Origin of the sequence: Ideonella flava, assembly GCF_051857595.1 — a bacterium.
GTDB lineage: Bacteria > Pseudomonadota > Gammaproteobacteria > Burkholderiales > Burkholderiaceae_C > Ideonella.
Window position 1 is genome coordinate 105693 of the sequence record NZ_JBPZHD010000014.1, and the last position, 13244, is coordinate 118936.

At 68.6% G+C, this 13244-nt stretch carries 19 protein-coding genes; 16 read left to right on the forward strand and 3 right to left on the reverse strand.

The window, feature by feature from the left end:
• The first annotated feature begins 62 nt into the window (after positions 1-62).
• The 12 genes from ACS5PM_RS27250 (at position 63) to hisA (ending at position 9442) form a co-directional block, all read left to right on the forward strand.
• On the forward strand, positions 63-983 hold the full coding sequence (locus tag ACS5PM_RS27250; protein ID WP_439391028.1) for an ABC transporter ATP-binding protein: 921 nt from the start codon (positions 63-65) through the stop codon (positions 981-983).
• Entirely contained in the window at positions 980-1774 is a 795-nt protein-coding gene (locus ACS5PM_RS27255) for an ABC transporter permease (protein WP_439391029.1), read from the forward strand. Before ACS5PM_RS27250 ends, ACS5PM_RS27255 begins: the two co-directional genes overlap by 4 nt.
• Positions 1775-1959: 185 nt before the next feature.
• Positions 1960-2226 carry a BolA family protein gene (locus ACS5PM_RS27260; protein ID WP_439391030.1) on the forward strand — a complete coding sequence of 89 codons (267 nt, stop codon included), beginning with the start codon at positions 1960-1962 and terminating at the stop codon, positions 2224-2226.
• A gap of 63 nt (positions 2227-2289) precedes the next feature.
• Entirely contained in the window at positions 2290-3552 is a 1263-nt protein-coding gene (murA, locus tag ACS5PM_RS27265; protein ID WP_439391031.1) for a UDP-N-acetylglucosamine 1-carboxyvinyltransferase, read from the forward strand.
• The gene (gene hisG, locus ACS5PM_RS27270) at positions 3552-4190 is read left to right on the forward strand and encodes an ATP phosphoribosyltransferase (protein WP_439391032.1); all 639 of its coding nucleotides are present in this window, start codon (positions 3552-3554) and stop codon (positions 4188-4190) included. Before murA ends, hisG begins: the two co-directional genes overlap by 1 nt.
• A gap of 15 nt (positions 4191-4205) precedes the next feature.
• A complete protein-coding gene (hisD, locus tag ACS5PM_RS27275; RefSeq protein ID WP_439391033.1) occupies positions 4206-5516 on the forward strand; it encodes a histidinol dehydrogenase in 1311 nt (436 codons plus the stop codon).
• Positions 5517-5567: 51 nt separating this feature from the next.
• Positions 5568-5813 (forward strand): CopG family transcriptional regulator, encoded by a 246-nt coding sequence (locus tag ACS5PM_RS27280; protein ID WP_439391034.1) that lies wholly within the window; start codon positions 5568-5570, stop codon positions 5811-5813.
• The gene (locus ACS5PM_RS27285) at positions 5785-6246 is read left to right on the forward strand and encodes a PIN domain-containing protein (RefSeq protein WP_439391035.1); all 462 of its coding nucleotides are present in this window, start codon (positions 5785-5787) and stop codon (positions 6244-6246) included. The genes ACS5PM_RS27280 and ACS5PM_RS27285 overlap by 29 nt, the downstream gene beginning before the upstream one ends.
• Positions 6243-7340 (forward strand): histidinol-phosphate transaminase, encoded by a 1098-nt coding sequence (hisC, locus tag ACS5PM_RS27290; protein WP_439391036.1) that lies wholly within the window; start codon positions 6243-6245, stop codon positions 7338-7340. The genes ACS5PM_RS27285 and hisC overlap by 4 nt, the downstream gene beginning before the upstream one ends.
• Positions 7337-7939, forward strand: coding sequence for an imidazoleglycerol-phosphate dehydratase HisB (hisB, locus tag ACS5PM_RS27295; RefSeq protein WP_439391037.1), 603 nt, complete (start codon positions 7337-7339; stop codon positions 7937-7939). Before hisC ends, hisB begins: the two co-directional genes overlap by 4 nt.
• Complete coding sequence (gene hisH, locus ACS5PM_RS27300; RefSeq protein ID WP_439391038.1) at positions 7936-8595, forward strand: imidazole glycerol phosphate synthase subunit HisH; 660 nt, start codon at positions 7936-7938, stop codon at positions 8593-8595. The genes hisB and hisH overlap by 4 nt, the downstream gene beginning before the upstream one ends.
• Positions 8596-8695: 100 nt before the next feature.
• Positions 8696-9442, forward strand: a complete 747-nt coding sequence (gene hisA, locus ACS5PM_RS27305; protein WP_439391039.1) for a 1-(5-phosphoribosyl)-5-[(5-phosphoribosylamino)methylideneamino]imidazole-4-carboxamide isomerase — start codon at positions 8696-8698, stop codon at positions 9440-9442.
• Here the strand turns inward: hisA and ACS5PM_RS27310 are convergent.
• Both ACS5PM_RS27310 and ACS5PM_RS27315 read right to left on the reverse strand, forming a co-directional pair.
• Positions 9376-9807, reverse strand: a complete 432-nt coding sequence (locus ACS5PM_RS27310) for a ribbon-helix-helix domain-containing protein (protein ID WP_439391041.1) — start codon at positions 9805-9807, stop codon at positions 9376-9378. The genes hisA and ACS5PM_RS27310 overlap by 67 nt on opposite strands.
• Before the next feature lie 57 nt (positions 9808-9864).
• A complete protein-coding gene (locus ACS5PM_RS27315) occupies positions 9865-10443 on the reverse strand; it encodes a DJ-1/PfpI family protein (protein ID WP_439391043.1) in 579 nt (192 codons plus the stop codon).
• 134 nt (positions 10444-10577) lie between these two features.
• Between ACS5PM_RS27315 and hisF the strand changes: the two genes are divergently transcribed.
• From hisF to ACS5PM_RS27335, 4 genes are read left to right on the forward strand one after another with little or no spacing between them, the layout of a single operon-like run.
• Positions 10578-11357 carry an imidazole glycerol phosphate synthase subunit HisF gene (hisF, locus tag ACS5PM_RS27320; protein WP_439391044.1) on the forward strand — a complete coding sequence of 260 codons (780 nt, stop codon included), beginning with the start codon at positions 10578-10580 and terminating at the stop codon, positions 11355-11357.
• Entirely contained in the window at positions 11354-11938 is a 585-nt protein-coding gene (rsmD, locus tag ACS5PM_RS27325) for a 16S rRNA (guanine(966)-N(2))-methyltransferase RsmD (protein ID WP_439391046.1), read from the forward strand. The genes hisF and rsmD overlap by 4 nt, the downstream gene beginning before the upstream one ends.
• 53 nt (positions 11939-11991) lie before the next feature.
• Positions 11992-12495, forward strand: coding sequence for a pantetheine-phosphate adenylyltransferase (gene coaD / locus ACS5PM_RS27330; RefSeq protein ID WP_439391047.1), 504 nt, complete (start codon positions 11992-11994; stop codon positions 12493-12495).
• Between the two features lie 30 nt (positions 12496-12525).
• Positions 12526-12822, forward strand: coding sequence for a YfhL family 4Fe-4S dicluster ferredoxin (locus tag ACS5PM_RS27335; protein WP_439391048.1), 297 nt, complete (start codon positions 12526-12528; stop codon positions 12820-12822).
• Here ACS5PM_RS27335 and ACS5PM_RS27340 read toward each other — a convergent pair.
• Positions 12819-13238 (reverse strand): hypothetical protein, encoded by a 420-nt coding sequence (locus ACS5PM_RS27340; protein ID WP_439391049.1) that lies wholly within the window; start codon positions 13236-13238, stop codon positions 12819-12821. The genes ACS5PM_RS27335 and ACS5PM_RS27340 overlap by 4 nt on opposite strands.
• Between the last annotated feature and the right edge of the window lie 6 nt (positions 13239-13244).

Genomic DNA, 13244 nt, shown 5'->3' on the forward strand with positions numbered 1-13244 from the left:
GCGGCCGCGGCCCCCTTGGGGGGCGGCGGCCGCTTTGTGCGGCCGGGGGCGAAAGGATATTGATGCCAGCAGTTTCTTTCCAGGGCGTCGCGAAGACCTTCTTCGGGCCCCGCGGCACCTTGCGTGCGCTCGACGGGGTGAGCTTCGACATCGAGCGTGGTGAATTCTTCGGCCTGCTGGGCCCCAACGGCGCGGGCAAGACCACGCTGATCAGCATCCTGGCCGGTCTCGCGCGGGCCACCGAAGGGCGGGTCTCGGTGATGGGCCACGACGTGGTCGAAAGCTATGCAGACGCTCGCCGCTCGCTGGGCATCGTGCCGCAGGAGCTGGTCTTCGACCCCTTCTTCTCGGTGCGCGAGACGCTGCGCATCCAGAGCGGCTACTTCGGCGTGCGCCACAACGACGACTGGATCGACGAGCTGCTGGCGGGCCTGGGCCTGGCCGACAAGGCCGGTGCCAACATGCGGCAACTCTCGGGTGGCATGAAGCGGCGGGTGCTGGTGGCGCAGGCCCTGGTGCACCGCCCGCCGGTGATCGTGCTGGACGAACCGACCGCCGGGGTCGATGTCGAGCTGCGCCAGACGCTCTGGCAGTTCGTCGCCCGCCTCAACAAGCAGGGGCACACGGTGCTGCTGACGACCCACTACCTGGAAGAGGCGGAAGCCTTGTGCGGCCGCATCGCGATGCTCAAGCAGGGCCGCATCGTGGCCCTGGATCGGACCGCCAACCTGCTCGCTGCCACGGCCGGCAGCGTGCTGCGATTCAAGACCGATGACGCCTTGCCGCCAGACCTGGCCGCACGCGCCCGCGTCACCGGCCGAATCGCGCAGATCGCGGCGCACGATGCATCCGAGGTCGAGCAACTGCTCGCGCGCCTTCGAGCCGCCGCCGTGCGGGTGGAGGACCTCGAGATCGGCCGCGCCGACCTGGAGGACGTCTTCCTCGAGATCATGCAGGGCGCGGTCGCGGAGGAGGCGGCATGAGCGCAGTCCTGCCCGCAACGCAGGGCAGCCGGCCGCTTGCCGGCTCGCGCACCCTGTTCTACAAGGAGCTGCTGCGCTTCTGGAAGGTGGCCTTCCAGACCGTGGCGGCGCCGGTGCTCACGGCCGTGCTCTACCTGCTGATCTTCGGCCACGTGCTGGAGGACCACGTCAAGGTCTACGACCGCATCGGCTACACCAGCTTCCTCATCCCGGGCCTGGTGATGATGAGCGTGCTGCAGAACGCCTTCGCCAACACCTCGTCGAGCCTGATCCAGAGCAAGATCACCGGCAATCTGGTGTTCCTGCTGGTGACGCCTCTTTCGCCACTGGCCTGGTACGTGGCCTATGTGGGCGCTTCGGTGGTGCGTGGGCTGGCGGTAGGCACGGGCGTGCTGCTGGTCACGGTGTGGTTCGCACCGCCCGGCCTGGTGCAGCCGCTGTGGATCCTCGTCTTCGCGCTGCTCGGCGCCGCGCTGATGGGCTCGCTGGGTCTCATTGCCGGGCTGTGGGCGGAGAAGTTCGACCAGATGGCGGCCTTCCAGAACTTCATCGTGATGCCCATGACCTTCCTGGCGGGCGTCTTCTACTCGGTGCATTCGTTGCCGCCGTTCTGGCATGCGGTGAGCCGGCTCAACCCATTCTTCTACATGGTGGACGGATTCCGCCATGGCTTCTTTGGCGTGAGCGATGTGTCGCCGTGGCTGAGTCTGGGCGTGGTCGCCACCACCTTCGTCATGGTCGCGGCCGTCACGCTCAGATTGCTGCAGACCGGCTACAAGCTGCGCCATTGAATGCAGCCCCTCGACCGACGAGTACGTCGTTCGATCCCCCGAGGGGATGGCGGGCCGGCTAGGGAGCGGCCCGTCGCTCGGCCCGCGAAGTGCAGCCCCTCGACCGACGAGTACGTCGTTCGATCCCCCGAGGGGATGGCGGGCCGGCTAGGGAGCGGCCGGCGTTCAGGGATAATCCCGGAATCATGGCCGCCCCCACCCCCGCCCAGGTTCGCGATTACATCGCCGCAGGTCTGCCCTGCGAGCACCTCGAGGTGGAGGGCGACGGTCAGCATTTCTTCGCGACCATCGTCTCGAAGGAGTTCGACGGCCTGCCACGCATACGCCGGCACCAGCGCGTGTACGCGGCCCTCGGCGAGCGGATGCGCGAGGAGATCCACGCGCTGTCGATGAAGACGCTCACGCCGGCCGAATGGGCCGCCGCCGCGTCCGCCGCCGCCGGCCACCATTGACCTTCCGGCCCGCGGCGTGCCGTGGCGCGCCATGGGCCATCCCTGGCCCATGCCCCACACCCCATGGACAAACTCCTGATTCGCGGCGGCCGCCGCCTGGCCGGTGAACTCACCATCTCGGGCGCCAAGAACGCCGCGCTGCCGGAGCTCTGCGCCGCGCTGCTGACCGATGAGCCGGTGAGCCTGGACAACGTGCCCAAGCTGCAGGACGTGGCGACGGCGCTCAAGCTGCTGCGCCACATGGGCGCAGGCATCGACCGGCCCGAGGATGCCCCCGAGCGCATCACCATCGATGCGAGCGACATCACCAGTACCCAAGCGCCGTATGACCTGGTGAAGACCATGCGGGCTTCGATCCTCGTGCTGGGCCCCTTGCTGGCCCGCTTCGGCACTGCCACCGTTTCACTGCCCGGCGGCTGCGCCATCGGTTCGCGGCCGGTGGACCAGCACATCAAGGGCCTGCAGGCCATGGGCGCCGACATCGTGGTCGAGCATGGCTACATCCAGGCCCGCGGCAAGCTGCGCGGCGCGCGCATCACGACCGACATGGTCACCGTGACCGGCACCGAGAACCTGATGATGGCGGCGGCCCTGGCCGACGGCCGCACCGTGCTCGAGAACGCGGCGCAGGAGCCGGAGATATTCGACCTGGCCGAGTTGCTGATCGCCATGGGCGCGAAGATCCAGGGCCACGGCAGCCGCTGCATCGTGATCGACGGCGTCGAGCGCCTGCATGCGCCGAAGACGCCGCACCGCATCATTCCCGACCGCATCGAGACCGGCACCTTCCTGTGCGCCGTGGCGGCGGCCGGCGGTGACGTGACGCTGCGCCACGCCCATGCGCGCCACCTGGACGCCGTGATCGAGAAGTTGCGCGAGGCCGGCGTCACCATCACCAGCGGCGAAGGCTGGATCCGCGTTCAAGCCGACAAGCGGCCGCAGGCGGTGAGCTTTCGCACCAGCGAGTACCCGGCCTTCCCGACCGACATGCAGGCGCAGTTCATGGCGGTCAACTGCATCGCCGACGGCGCAGCCAAGATCAGCGAGACGATCTTCGAGAACCGCTTCATGCACGTGGACGAGCTGATCCGGCTGGGTGCCAGGATCGAGGTCGACGGCTATTCGGCGATGGTGACCGGGGTCGAGCGGCTTTCGGGTGCCACGGTGATGGCCACCGACCTGCGCGCCTCGGCCAGCCTGGTGATCGCCGGGCTCGTGGCCGAGGGGCAGACGACGGTGGACCGCATTTATCACCTGGACCGCGGCTACGACCGGATGGAGGCCAAGCTGCGCTCCATCGGCGCCGACATCGAGCGGGTGTCCTGATGATCACTCTCGCACTGTCCAAGGGCCGCATCTTCGAAGAGACCTTGCCGCTGCTGGCCGCTGCCGGCATCACGGTGAGCGAGGACCCCGAGAAAAGCCGCAAGTTGATCCTGTCCACCAACCGGCCCGACGTGCGTGTGGTGCTGGTGCGAGCCACGGATGTGCCGACCTACGTGCAATACGGCGGCGCAGACCTCGGCGTGGCCGGCAAGGACGTGCTGCTGGAGCATGGCGGCGAGGGCCTGTACCAGCCGCTGGATCTGAACATCGCCAAGTGCCGCATGAGCGTGGCGGTGCGCAACGACTTCGACTACGCCACGGCCGTGAAGCAGGGCTCGCGCATCAGCGTGGCCACCAAGTACACGACGGTCGCTCGCCAGCATTTCGCCGACAAGGGCGTGCACGTGGACCTGATCAAGCTCTACGGCTCGATGGAGTTGGCGCCGCTGACCGGCCTGGCCGACGCCATCGTCGACCTCGTTTCCACCGGCTCGACGCTCAAGGCCAACCACCTGGTCGAGGTCGAGCACATCATGGACATCTCGTCGCGCCTGGTCGTCAACCAGGCCGCGTTGAAGCTCAAGCGGGACAGGCTGCGCCCCTTGATCGACGCCTTCGCGAGCGCCATCCCCCAATAGAAACATCCGCCCGCCATGCTGAACCTGCGCCAGCTCGACACTACGCATTCCGATTTCGAGGCCGAGTTCGAGCGGCTCAGGCACTGGTCGGCCGAGACTGACGCGTCGATCGAGGAGCGTGTCGCTGCCATCCTGGCGGACGTGCGCGAGCGCGGCGACGCGGCGGTGCTGGAGTACACGGCCCGCTTCGATGGGGTGCAGGCGCAGACCGTGGGCCAGCTCGAGCTGACGCGAGACGAACTGAAAGCAGCCTTCGACGCCATCACGCCCGCCCAGCGCAGCGCGCTTGAAGCGGCGGCCGCGCGAGTGAAGGCCTACCACCAGCGCCAGCTCGATGCCTGCGGCCGCGGCTGGAGCTACCGCGACGAGGACGGCACGCTGCTGGGGCAGAAGGTCACGCCGCTGGACCGCGTCGGCATTTACGTGCCCGGCGGCAAGGCGGCCTATCCGTCGTCGGTGCTGATGAGTGCCGTGCCCGCCCACGTGGCGGGCGTCGGCGAGATCATCATGGTCGTTCCCACGCCTCGCGGCGAGAAGAACCCGCTCGTCCTGGCCGCGGCCTACGTGGCCGGAGTGACGCGGGCATTCACGGTCGGTGGCGCCCAGGCCGTCGCAGCCCTGGCCTACGGCACGGCCACCATTCCCGGCGTGGACAAGATCACTGGCCCGGGCAACGCCTACGTGGCGAGCGCCAAGCGGCGCGTGTTCGGCCAGGTCGGCATCGACATGATCGCGGGGCCCAGCGAGATCCTCGTCCTGGCCGACGGCACGACGCCGCCGGACTGGGTCGCCATGGACTTGTTCAGCCAGGCGGAGCACGACGAGCTGGCCCAGTCCATCCTGCTGTGCCCGGACGCGACCTACATCGCGAAGGTGCGCGAGGCGATCGAGCGCCTGCTGCCCGAGATGCCGCGACGCGACGTGATCCGTGCCTCGCTCGAAGGCCGCGGGGCGCTGGTCCTGACCCGGTCGATGGAAGAGGCCTGCGAGATCAGCAACCGCATCGCGCCCGAGCACCTGGAGGTCTCCTCTTCCGACCCCAATCGCTGGGAACCGCTGCTGCGCCACGCCGGCGCGATCTTCCTCGGCGCCTACACCAGCGAGAGCCTCGGCGACTATTGCGCCGGGCCGAACCACGTGCTGCCCACGTCCGGCACTGCGCGCTTCTCGTCGCCCCTGGGGGTCTACGACTTCCAGAAGCGCAGCAGCCTGATCGAGGTCACCGAAGTGGGTGCCAACAAGCTCGGTGTCATTGCTGCGGAGCTGGCCTACGGCGAAGGTCTGCACGCCCACGCCAGAGCGGCGGAAATGCGTCTCAAGCGTTGACACGAACTTCGTGCTGCACGAAAATCGTGTCACACGAACTTCGTGTAAGCCATGAAAAACGTCACCGTCACGATGGAAGACGCCGTCGCTGAATGGGCCCGGATGGAGGCCGCGCGGCGCAACACCAGCGTCTCGCGCCTGATCGGCGAAATGCTGGCCGAGAAGATGCGCCACGACGACGCGTACGAGCGCGCCATGAACGAGTGGCTGCAGCGGACCTCGTTCCACCAATCCGGCGGCGAGCCCTATCCGAAGCGCGACGAGACCCATGCCGAGCGACTCGACCGTTTTCGTTGACACCCCTGTCCTGCTGTACGCGGACGACCAGGCCGACGCAGGCAAGCACGAGCGCGCCCGCGCCTGGCTGACCGTCTTGTGGATGCGGCGCTGCGGACGCCTGTCGACCCAGGTCCTGAGCGAGTACTACGCGAACGCGACGCGCAAGCTGCGCCCGCCGATGCCGCAAGGCGACGCCCGGGCCGAGGTGCGCCGCTACCAGCACTGGAAGCCCTGGCAGGTCGATCACCAGACGGTGGAGACGGCGTGGGCCATAGAGGCGCGCTTCCAGGTGAACTGGTGGGACGCGCTGGTCGTGGCATCGGCGGCGCACCTGGGCTGCCGATACGTGCTGACAGAAGACCTGCAGCATGGCCAGCAGATCGACAGCGTGCAGATCCTCAACCCCTTCATCGTCGGGCCCGAAGTGCTCGACTCACCGGCCACTCCATGAGCACCCTCCCGCTTGCCGACCGCATGACCCGTTACCTGCGCGCGGATGTGCAGGGCATGCATGGCTATGCCGTCCAGCCCAGCGCCGGCCTCGTCAAGCTGGACACGATGGAGAACCCGTTTCGCCTGCCGCCCGAGCTGCGGCGGCAGCTGGGTGAGCGGCTGGCCGAGGTGGCACTGAACCGCTACCCGGCCGAGCGCGGCGACGTGCTGCGGCAGGCCCTGGCCGAGCACGCCAGGATGCCCGAGGGCTGCGCGCTCATGCTGGGCAACGGGTCCGACGAGTTGATCAGCCTGCTGGCGCTGGCCGCCGACATCCCGGGCAACACCATCCTCGCGCCACTGCCGGGCTTCGTGATGTACGAGCTTTCCGCCCGCCTGCAGGGGCTGAAGTTCGTGGGCGTGCCGACCACGCCGGATTTCGAACTCGATGCGCAGGCGATGCTCGCCTCCATCGAGGAGCACCAGCCGGCCCTGATCTACCTTGCCTACCCGAACAACCCCACCGCCAACCTGTGGGACGACGGCGTGATCGACGCCATCATCGAGGCCGCCCCGGGCCTGGTCGTGATGGACGAGGCCTACCAGCCCTTCGCGTCGCGCGATTCGCTCGAGCGGCTCAAGCGCCACGAGCATGTGCTGCTGATGCGCACCATGAGCAAGTTCGGCCTGGCGGGCGTGCGCATCGGCTACATGATGGGCCGGGCTGCGCTCATCCGAGAGCTGGACAAGCTGCGTCCGCCCTTCAACGTGAGCGTGCTCAATTGCGAGGCCGCCCTGTTCGCGCTCGAGCATGTCGACGAGTACGCGCGGCAGGCCGAGCTGATTCGCATCGAGCGGGCGAAGCTCTTCGAAGCGCTCGCCGCCATGCCGGGCGTGCAGCCGTTCCCCAGCGAGGCCAACATGATCCTGGCCCGGGTGCCCGATGCCAAGCGCGTCTTCGCGGCAATGAAGGCGCGCGGCGTGCTGATCAAGAACGTGTCCAACCTGCACCCGCTGCTTGCCGACTGCGTGCGCATCACGGTGGGCACGCCGGAGGAAAATCCCCAAACCGTGGCCGCCCTGCAGGGCGCACTGGCCGAGCTGAACGCATGAGTACGTCCGAAGCACGCATCGCCGAAATCCGGCGCGACACCAACGAAACCAAGATCCGGGTGCGCGTCAATCTGGACGGTACCGGCCAGGCGAAGCTCGCCACCGGCATAGGCTTCTTCGACCACATGCTCGACCAGATCGCCCGCCACGGGCTGGTCGATCTCGAGATCGAGGCCGAGGGCGACCTGCACATCGACGGGCATCACACCGTAGAGGATGTCGGCATCACCTTGGGCATGGCCGTTGCCCGCGCCGTCGGCGACAAGAAAGGGCTGACGCGCTACGGCCACGCCTATGTGCCGCTGGACGAGGCCTTGTCGCGGGTGGTGATCGACTTCTCCGGCCGTCCGGGCCTGGAGATGGCGGTCGACTTCAAGGCCGGCATGATCGGTACGTTCGACACCCAGCTCGCCTTCGAGTTCTTCCAGGGCTTTGCCAACCACGCCCTCGTGACGCTGCACATCGACAACCTCAAGGGTCACAACGCCCACCACCAGTGCGAGACGATCTTCAAGGCCTTCGGCCGCGCGCTGCGGATGGCCATGACGCTCGATCCGCGCTCGGCCGGCGTGATCCCCTCGACGAAAGGCTCGCTGTGACTCGCACCGTCGCAGTGGTCGACTACGGGATGGGCAACCTGCGCTCGGTCTCGCAGGCCGTGATGCACGTGGCCGAAGGAACGGGGGTGCAGGTGGTCGTCACCTCGAACCCCGAGGACGTGCGCGCCGCCGAACGCATCGTCCTGCCCGGCCAGGGGGCGATGCGCGATTGCATGCGCGAGCTGCACGACTCCGGGCTGAAGGAGGCGGTGCTCGAAGCCGCTGCCGCCAAGCCGCTGATGGGCGTGTGCGTGGGCATGCAGATGCTGCTCGACCACTCGGAGGAGCAGGACACGCCCGGCCTGGGCCTCATTCCGGGGCGCGTGAAGCGCTTCCGCCTGGAAGGGCAGCTTCAGCCGGACGGAAGCCGTTACAAGGTGCCCCAGATGGGCTGGAACGAGGTCCGCCAGGTGCGCCACGCGGGAGCGCCACACCCCATCTGGGCGGGCGTGCCCGACGAAGCATTCTTCTACTTCGTCCATAGCTACTACACCCAGCCGTCGGACGAGCGCCACAGCGCGGGCACCGTCGAGTACGGCTTGCGCTTTACCTGCGCGGTGGCGCGGGATAACATTTTTGCGACCCAGTTCCACCCCGAGAAGAGCGCCGCGCACGGCCTGGCCCTGTATCGCAACTTCCTGCACTGGAATCCGTGATCTGCCCCGCCGGCCGAAGTCGTGCTTTCTCCATCGCACCGACCGCCTTCTCCTCCCACCCGCCGCCACCCGCGCACAACTCATCCGTGCACGCCGAGCCATGCTGCTGATCCCCGCGATCGATCTCAAAGACGGCCATTGCGTTCGCCTCCAACAAGGCGACATGCAGGCTTCCACCACTTTCGGCGAAGACCCGGCCGCCATGGCCAGGCGCTGGCTCGAGGCGGGCGCGCGTCGCCTGCACCTGGTCGACCTGAACGGCGCCTTCGCCGGCAAGCCGGTCAACGAGCCGGCGATCAAGGCCATCCTGCAGGCGGTGGGCAGCGATATTCCCGTCCAGCTGGGCGGGGGCATCCGTGACCTCGACACCATCGAGCGCTACCTCGACGACGGCCTCAGCTACGTGATCATCGGCACCGCGGCGGTCAAGAACCCGGGGTTCCTGCGCGATGCCTGCACCGCCTTCGGCGGCCACATCATCGTCGGCCTCGATGCCAAGGACGGCAAGGTCGCCACCGACGGCTGGAGCAAGCTCACCGGCCACGAGGTGATCGACCTGGCCAAGAAGTTCGAGGACTACGGCGTCGAAGGCGTGATCTACACCGACATCGGGCGCGACGGAATGCTCACCGGCATCAACGTCGATGCCACGGTCAAGCTGGCGCAGTCGCTGACCATCCCGGTCTTCGCTTCCGGCGGTCTTTCCAACATCGCCGACATCGAGGCGCTGTGCGCCGTCGAAGCCGAGGGCATCGAGGGCGTGATCTGCGGCCGCTCGATCTACACCGGCGCGCTGGATTTCGCGGCCGCCCAGGCCCGGGCGGACGAGCTGGCCGAGGCAGGCTGAGCGCCCCCGGCCTCGCGGCCCCATCCTGCTGGCAGCTCGTGCAGCACGGCCTGGGCATCCAGCGAGCGGATCGGCACCTGGTGGTCCTGCGGGATGCGCTGCTGCGCCATCAGGGCCTGGTAGCGCAGGGCCGTCACCCGCAGGAAAGAGGCGAAGTTACCCACCCCGCCGCGCGCTTGGACCAGCTCGTCGTACAGCTTCTCGATCAGCTGCACCACGCCCATGCCGTCACGCGCGGCGATCTCGTCCAGCACCGACCAGAACAGGTTCTCCAGCCGGATGCTGGTGACTACGCCGTGCAGGCGCACCGAGCGGGTGCGGCTGTCGTAGCCGGCAGGGTCGGCGCTGATGAAGATCTCGCACATCGCGGTCCTCCCGTGGGAAGGCGAAAGCCCTCACTTTAGGCGCCGCCCCGGCGTCGCTCAAGCCTGGATGCGCGTGCCCAGCACCGAGAGGAACTGGCCGATCCACGCGGGGTGGGCCGGCCAGGCGGGCGCGGTCACGAGGTTGCGGTCGGTCACGGCCTGGTCCACGGCGATGCCGCAGTACTCGGCGCCGGCCAGTTCCACCTCCACCTGGCAGGCGGGATAGGCCGACACGCGCCGGCCCTTGATGAGGCCGGTGGCGGCCAGCAGCTGCGCGCCGTGACAGATGGCCGCGACCGGCTTGTCGGCCTGCAGGAAGTGGCGGGTGATCTCGACCACCCGGCTGTTCATGCGCAAGTACTCGGGGGCGCGCCCGCCGGGGACGACCAGCGCGTCATACGCCTCGGGCTTCACTTCGGCGAAGCTCGCATTCAGCGTGAAGCGGTGGCCCGGTTTCTCGCTGTAGGTCTGCGCGCCGTCGAAGTCGTGCACGGCGGTGTGGATCCAGTCCCCGGCCTTCTTGTCCGGGGCCACGGCGTGCACTGTGTGGCCGACGGCCAGCAGGGCCTGGAACGGCACCATGGTCTCGTAGTCCTCGCCGAAGTCGCCGCACAGCATCAGGATCTTCTTGGCCATCGCTTGCTCTCCTTGGAAATCGATCGCCCGGCGCGCCCGCACCAGGCTGGGGCCATTCTTGGGACAGCGGGCGGGAGCGTGGTAACAGCGGGCTGTGACCCTGCGGGCCCAGGCGGCGCTGCGACAATCGGCCCATGCTCGCCAAACGCATCATTCCCTGCCTTGACGTCACCGGCGGCCGGGTCGTCAAGGGTGTCAACTTCGTGGAGCTGCGCGACGCGGGCGACCCGGTCGAGATCGCGGCCCGCTACAACGAGCAGGGCGCCGACGAGCTCACCTTCCTCGACATCACGGCCACCAGCGACGGCCGCGACCTGATCCTGCACATCATCGAGGCAGTCGCCTCGCAGGTCTTCATCCCGCTCACGGTGGGTGGCGGCGTGCGCACGGTGGACGACGTGCGGCGGTTGCTCAACGCGGGCGCCGACAAGGTCAGCTTCAATTCGGCAGCGGTGGCGAACCCGCAGCTCATCCGCGATGCGTCCGACAAGTACGGAGCCCAGGCCATCGTCGTGGCCATCGATGCCAAGCGGCGCCAGGGCGACGACCTGGCGACGAAGGGTCCTGGCTGGGATGTCTACACCCACGGCGGCCGCCGCAACGTGGGACTGGATGCCGTCGAGTGGGCCCGCCGCATGGCGGAGCACGGGGCCGGCGAGATCCTGCTGACCAGCATGGACCGCGATGGCACCAAGTCGGGCTTCGACCTGGAACTCACACGCGCCGTGAGCGATGCGGTGCCGGTGCCCGTCATCGCCTCGGGCGGCGTCGGGGCGCTGGAGCACCTGGTCGAAGGCATCCAGGTCGGTGGCGCCGATGCGGTGCTGGCTGCCAGCATCTTCCACTACGGCGAGTTCACCGTCGGCCAGGCCAAGGCCATGCTGGCGCGCGCGGGCGTCCCGGTGCGCCAGTGACCAAGGTTCCAGGCGGGCCGCGCCACCAGGTGCGCATCGTCGGCGGCCAATGGCGGCGCAGCGTGCTGCCGGTGGCGGACAAGCCGGGCTTGCGGCCCACGCCGGACCGCGTGCGCGAAACCCTTTTCAACTGGCTGGGCCAGGACCTTTCGGGCTGGCGCGTGCTCGACGCCTTTGCCGGCTCAGGCGCGCTGGGTTTCGAAGCCGCCTCGCGCGGTGCGGCCGAGGTGCTGCTGGTGGAGCAGGACCCCGCGCTCGTGGGTCTGTTGAACGCCTCCCGCGAGCGGCTGAAGGCATCCGGCATGCGCATCCAGCGCGGCGACGGCCTGGGAGTGCTTCGAAGCTCGCCGGGCCGGTGGGACCTGGTCCTGCTGGATCCGCCCTTCGGCGCCGGGCTGGGGGCGCGTTCCCTGGCAGCCGCGGCGCAGGCCGTGTCGTCCGGCGGATGGGTGTATCTCGAGTCGGGCGAGGCCGCACCGGAGCCGCCCGAGGGGCTGCGCCTGCATCGCCAGGCCCGGGCCGGGGCGGTGCATTACGCGCTGTTCCAGGCCGCCGCCGATCCGGCCGAATCCGCCGTCTGACGCCTACACTGTCCCCGCCCCAGCGCGATGAGCGCCCCGCCAGGAGCCCGACGATGACCACCGCCCAACCGCTGACCGCCGTCTATCCGGGCACGTTCGATCCCATGACGCTCGGCCATGAAGACCTGATGCGCCGCGCGAGCCGGCTGTTCGACCGCCTGATCGTGGCCGTCGCCGCCGGCCACCACAAGCGGACGATGTTCACCGTCGAGGAGCGGCTGGACATCGCCAAGGAGCTGGCCGCGCCTTGCGGCAACGTCGAAGTCATCGCCTTTCGGGGCCTGCTGCGCGACTTCGTCGTCGACAACGGGGGCAAGGTGGTGGTGCGCGGCCTGCGGGCCGTGAGCGACTTCGAGTACGAGTTCCAGATGGCCGGCATGAACCGCCAGCTGATGCCCGAGGTCGAGACCCTGTTCCTGACGCCGAGCGACCAGTTCCAGTTCGTCAGCGGCACCTTCGTGCGCGAGATTGCCATGCTCGGGGGTGATGTCTCCAAGTTCGTGGCACCCTCGGTGCTCACGCGCCTGAAGGAGCGGGTCGCGCAAGCGCGCGAGTGACCCGCCCGGTGCCACCGAGAGACCGCCGCCATGGCCCTGACGATCACCGACCAGTGCATCAATTGCGACGTTTGCGAGCCCGAGTGCCCGAACGACGCGATTTCGATGGGGTCGGAGTACTACGTGATCGACCCTGACCGCTGCACCGAATGCGTGGGTCACTTCCCCGAGCCGCAGTGCGTGCAGGTCTGCCCGGTCGAATGCATCCCGCTCAATCCTGATCGCATCGAGACGCGCGATCAGCTGCAGCGCAAGTTCCATGCGCTCATGGCGGAGAAGCGCGGCGATCCTCCGCCACCGGCCGCGCCACCGGCTCAGGCCGGCTAAGTCTTCCTGGGAGCAGCCGGCGAGCTGTAGCGTGGCTCATCCGGGCGGCTCGGCTTCTTCCGCCTGGGTTTGTGGGTCGTCTTGTCCGGGGCGGCCGCCGGCGCGCTGGCGGCGGCCTGCGGCTGGCGGACGCCGATCACCACCGGCTCAGGTTGCGGCGCGGCCTTCTTCTCGCGCTCGCGTCGTTCGGCCGCCAGCACGCCGGCGTGGCGTTGTTCGGCACTGGCGGCGGCCTGTGCATCGCGTCGCTGGTCCTCGGTGCGCGCGTCGCTCGCATCGATGGCCTGGCCGCCTTCGCAAGGCAGCTGCTGATAGGTCTGCCCGCAGCGGTAAACCCCGCCGTCGGCGGCATGCGCCGCACCGAGCAGGGCGAACAACAGCAGCCCCGGGGCGATGGGGCGGTGGGCGATTCGCATGTCTTC

What these genes read in the sequence shown, in the direction of transcription:
- ACS5PM_RS27250 (WP_439391028.1), top strand. Translation starts at nt 63, where the DNA reads ATGCCAGCAGTTTCTTTCCAGGGCGTCGCGAAGACCTTCTTCGGGCCC.
- ACS5PM_RS27255 (WP_439391029.1), top strand. Translation starts at nt 980, where the DNA reads ATGAGCGCAGTCCTGCCCGCAACGCAGGGCAGCCGGCCGCTTGCCGGC.
- ACS5PM_RS27260 (WP_439391030.1), top strand. Translation starts at nt 1,960, where the DNA reads ATGGCCGCCCCCACCCCCGCCCAGGTTCGCGATTACATCGCCGCAGGT.
- murA (WP_439391031.1), top strand. Translation starts at nt 2,290, where the DNA reads ATGGACAAACTCCTGATTCGCGGCGGCCGCCGCCTGGCCGGTGAACTC.
- hisG (WP_439391032.1), top strand. Translation starts at nt 3,552, where the DNA reads ATGATCACTCTCGCACTGTCCAAGGGCCGCATCTTCGAAGAGACCTTG.
- hisD (WP_439391033.1), top strand. Translation starts at nt 4,206, where the DNA reads ATGCTGAACCTGCGCCAGCTCGACACTACGCATTCCGATTTCGAGGCC.
- ACS5PM_RS27280 (WP_439391034.1), top strand. Translation starts at nt 5,568, where the DNA reads ATGAAAAACGTCACCGTCACGATGGAAGACGCCGTCGCTGAATGGGCC.
- ACS5PM_RS27285 (WP_439391035.1), top strand. Translation starts at nt 5,785, where the DNA reads ATGCCGAGCGACTCGACCGTTTTCGTTGACACCCCTGTCCTGCTGTAC.
- hisC (WP_439391036.1), top strand. Translation starts at nt 6,243, where the DNA reads ATGAGCACCCTCCCGCTTGCCGACCGCATGACCCGTTACCTGCGCGCG.
- hisB (WP_439391037.1), top strand. Translation starts at nt 7,337, where the DNA reads ATGAGTACGTCCGAAGCACGCATCGCCGAAATCCGGCGCGACACCAAC.
- hisA (WP_439391039.1), top strand. Translation starts at nt 8,696, where the DNA reads ATGCTGCTGATCCCCGCGATCGATCTCAAAGACGGCCATTGCGTTCGC.
- ACS5PM_RS27310 (WP_439391041.1), bottom strand. Translation starts at nt 9,807, where the DNA reads ATGTGCGAGATCTTCATCAGCGCCGACCCTGCCGGCTACGACAGCCGC.
- ACS5PM_RS27315 (WP_439391043.1), bottom strand. Translation starts at nt 10,443, where the DNA reads ATGGCCAAGAAGATCCTGATGCTGTGCGGCGACTTCGGCGAGGACTAC.
- hisF (WP_439391044.1), top strand. Translation starts at nt 10,578, where the DNA reads ATGCTCGCCAAACGCATCATTCCCTGCCTTGACGTCACCGGCGGCCGG.
- coaD (WP_439391047.1), top strand. Translation starts at nt 11,992, where the DNA reads ATGACCACCGCCCAACCGCTGACCGCCGTCTATCCGGGCACGTTCGAT.
- ACS5PM_RS27335 (WP_439391048.1), top strand. Translation starts at nt 12,526, where the DNA reads ATGGCCCTGACGATCACCGACCAGTGCATCAATTGCGACGTTTGCGAG.
- ACS5PM_RS27340 (WP_439391049.1), bottom strand. Translation starts at nt 13,238, where the DNA reads ATGCGAATCGCCCACCGCCCCATCGCCCCGGGGCTGCTGTTGTTCGCC.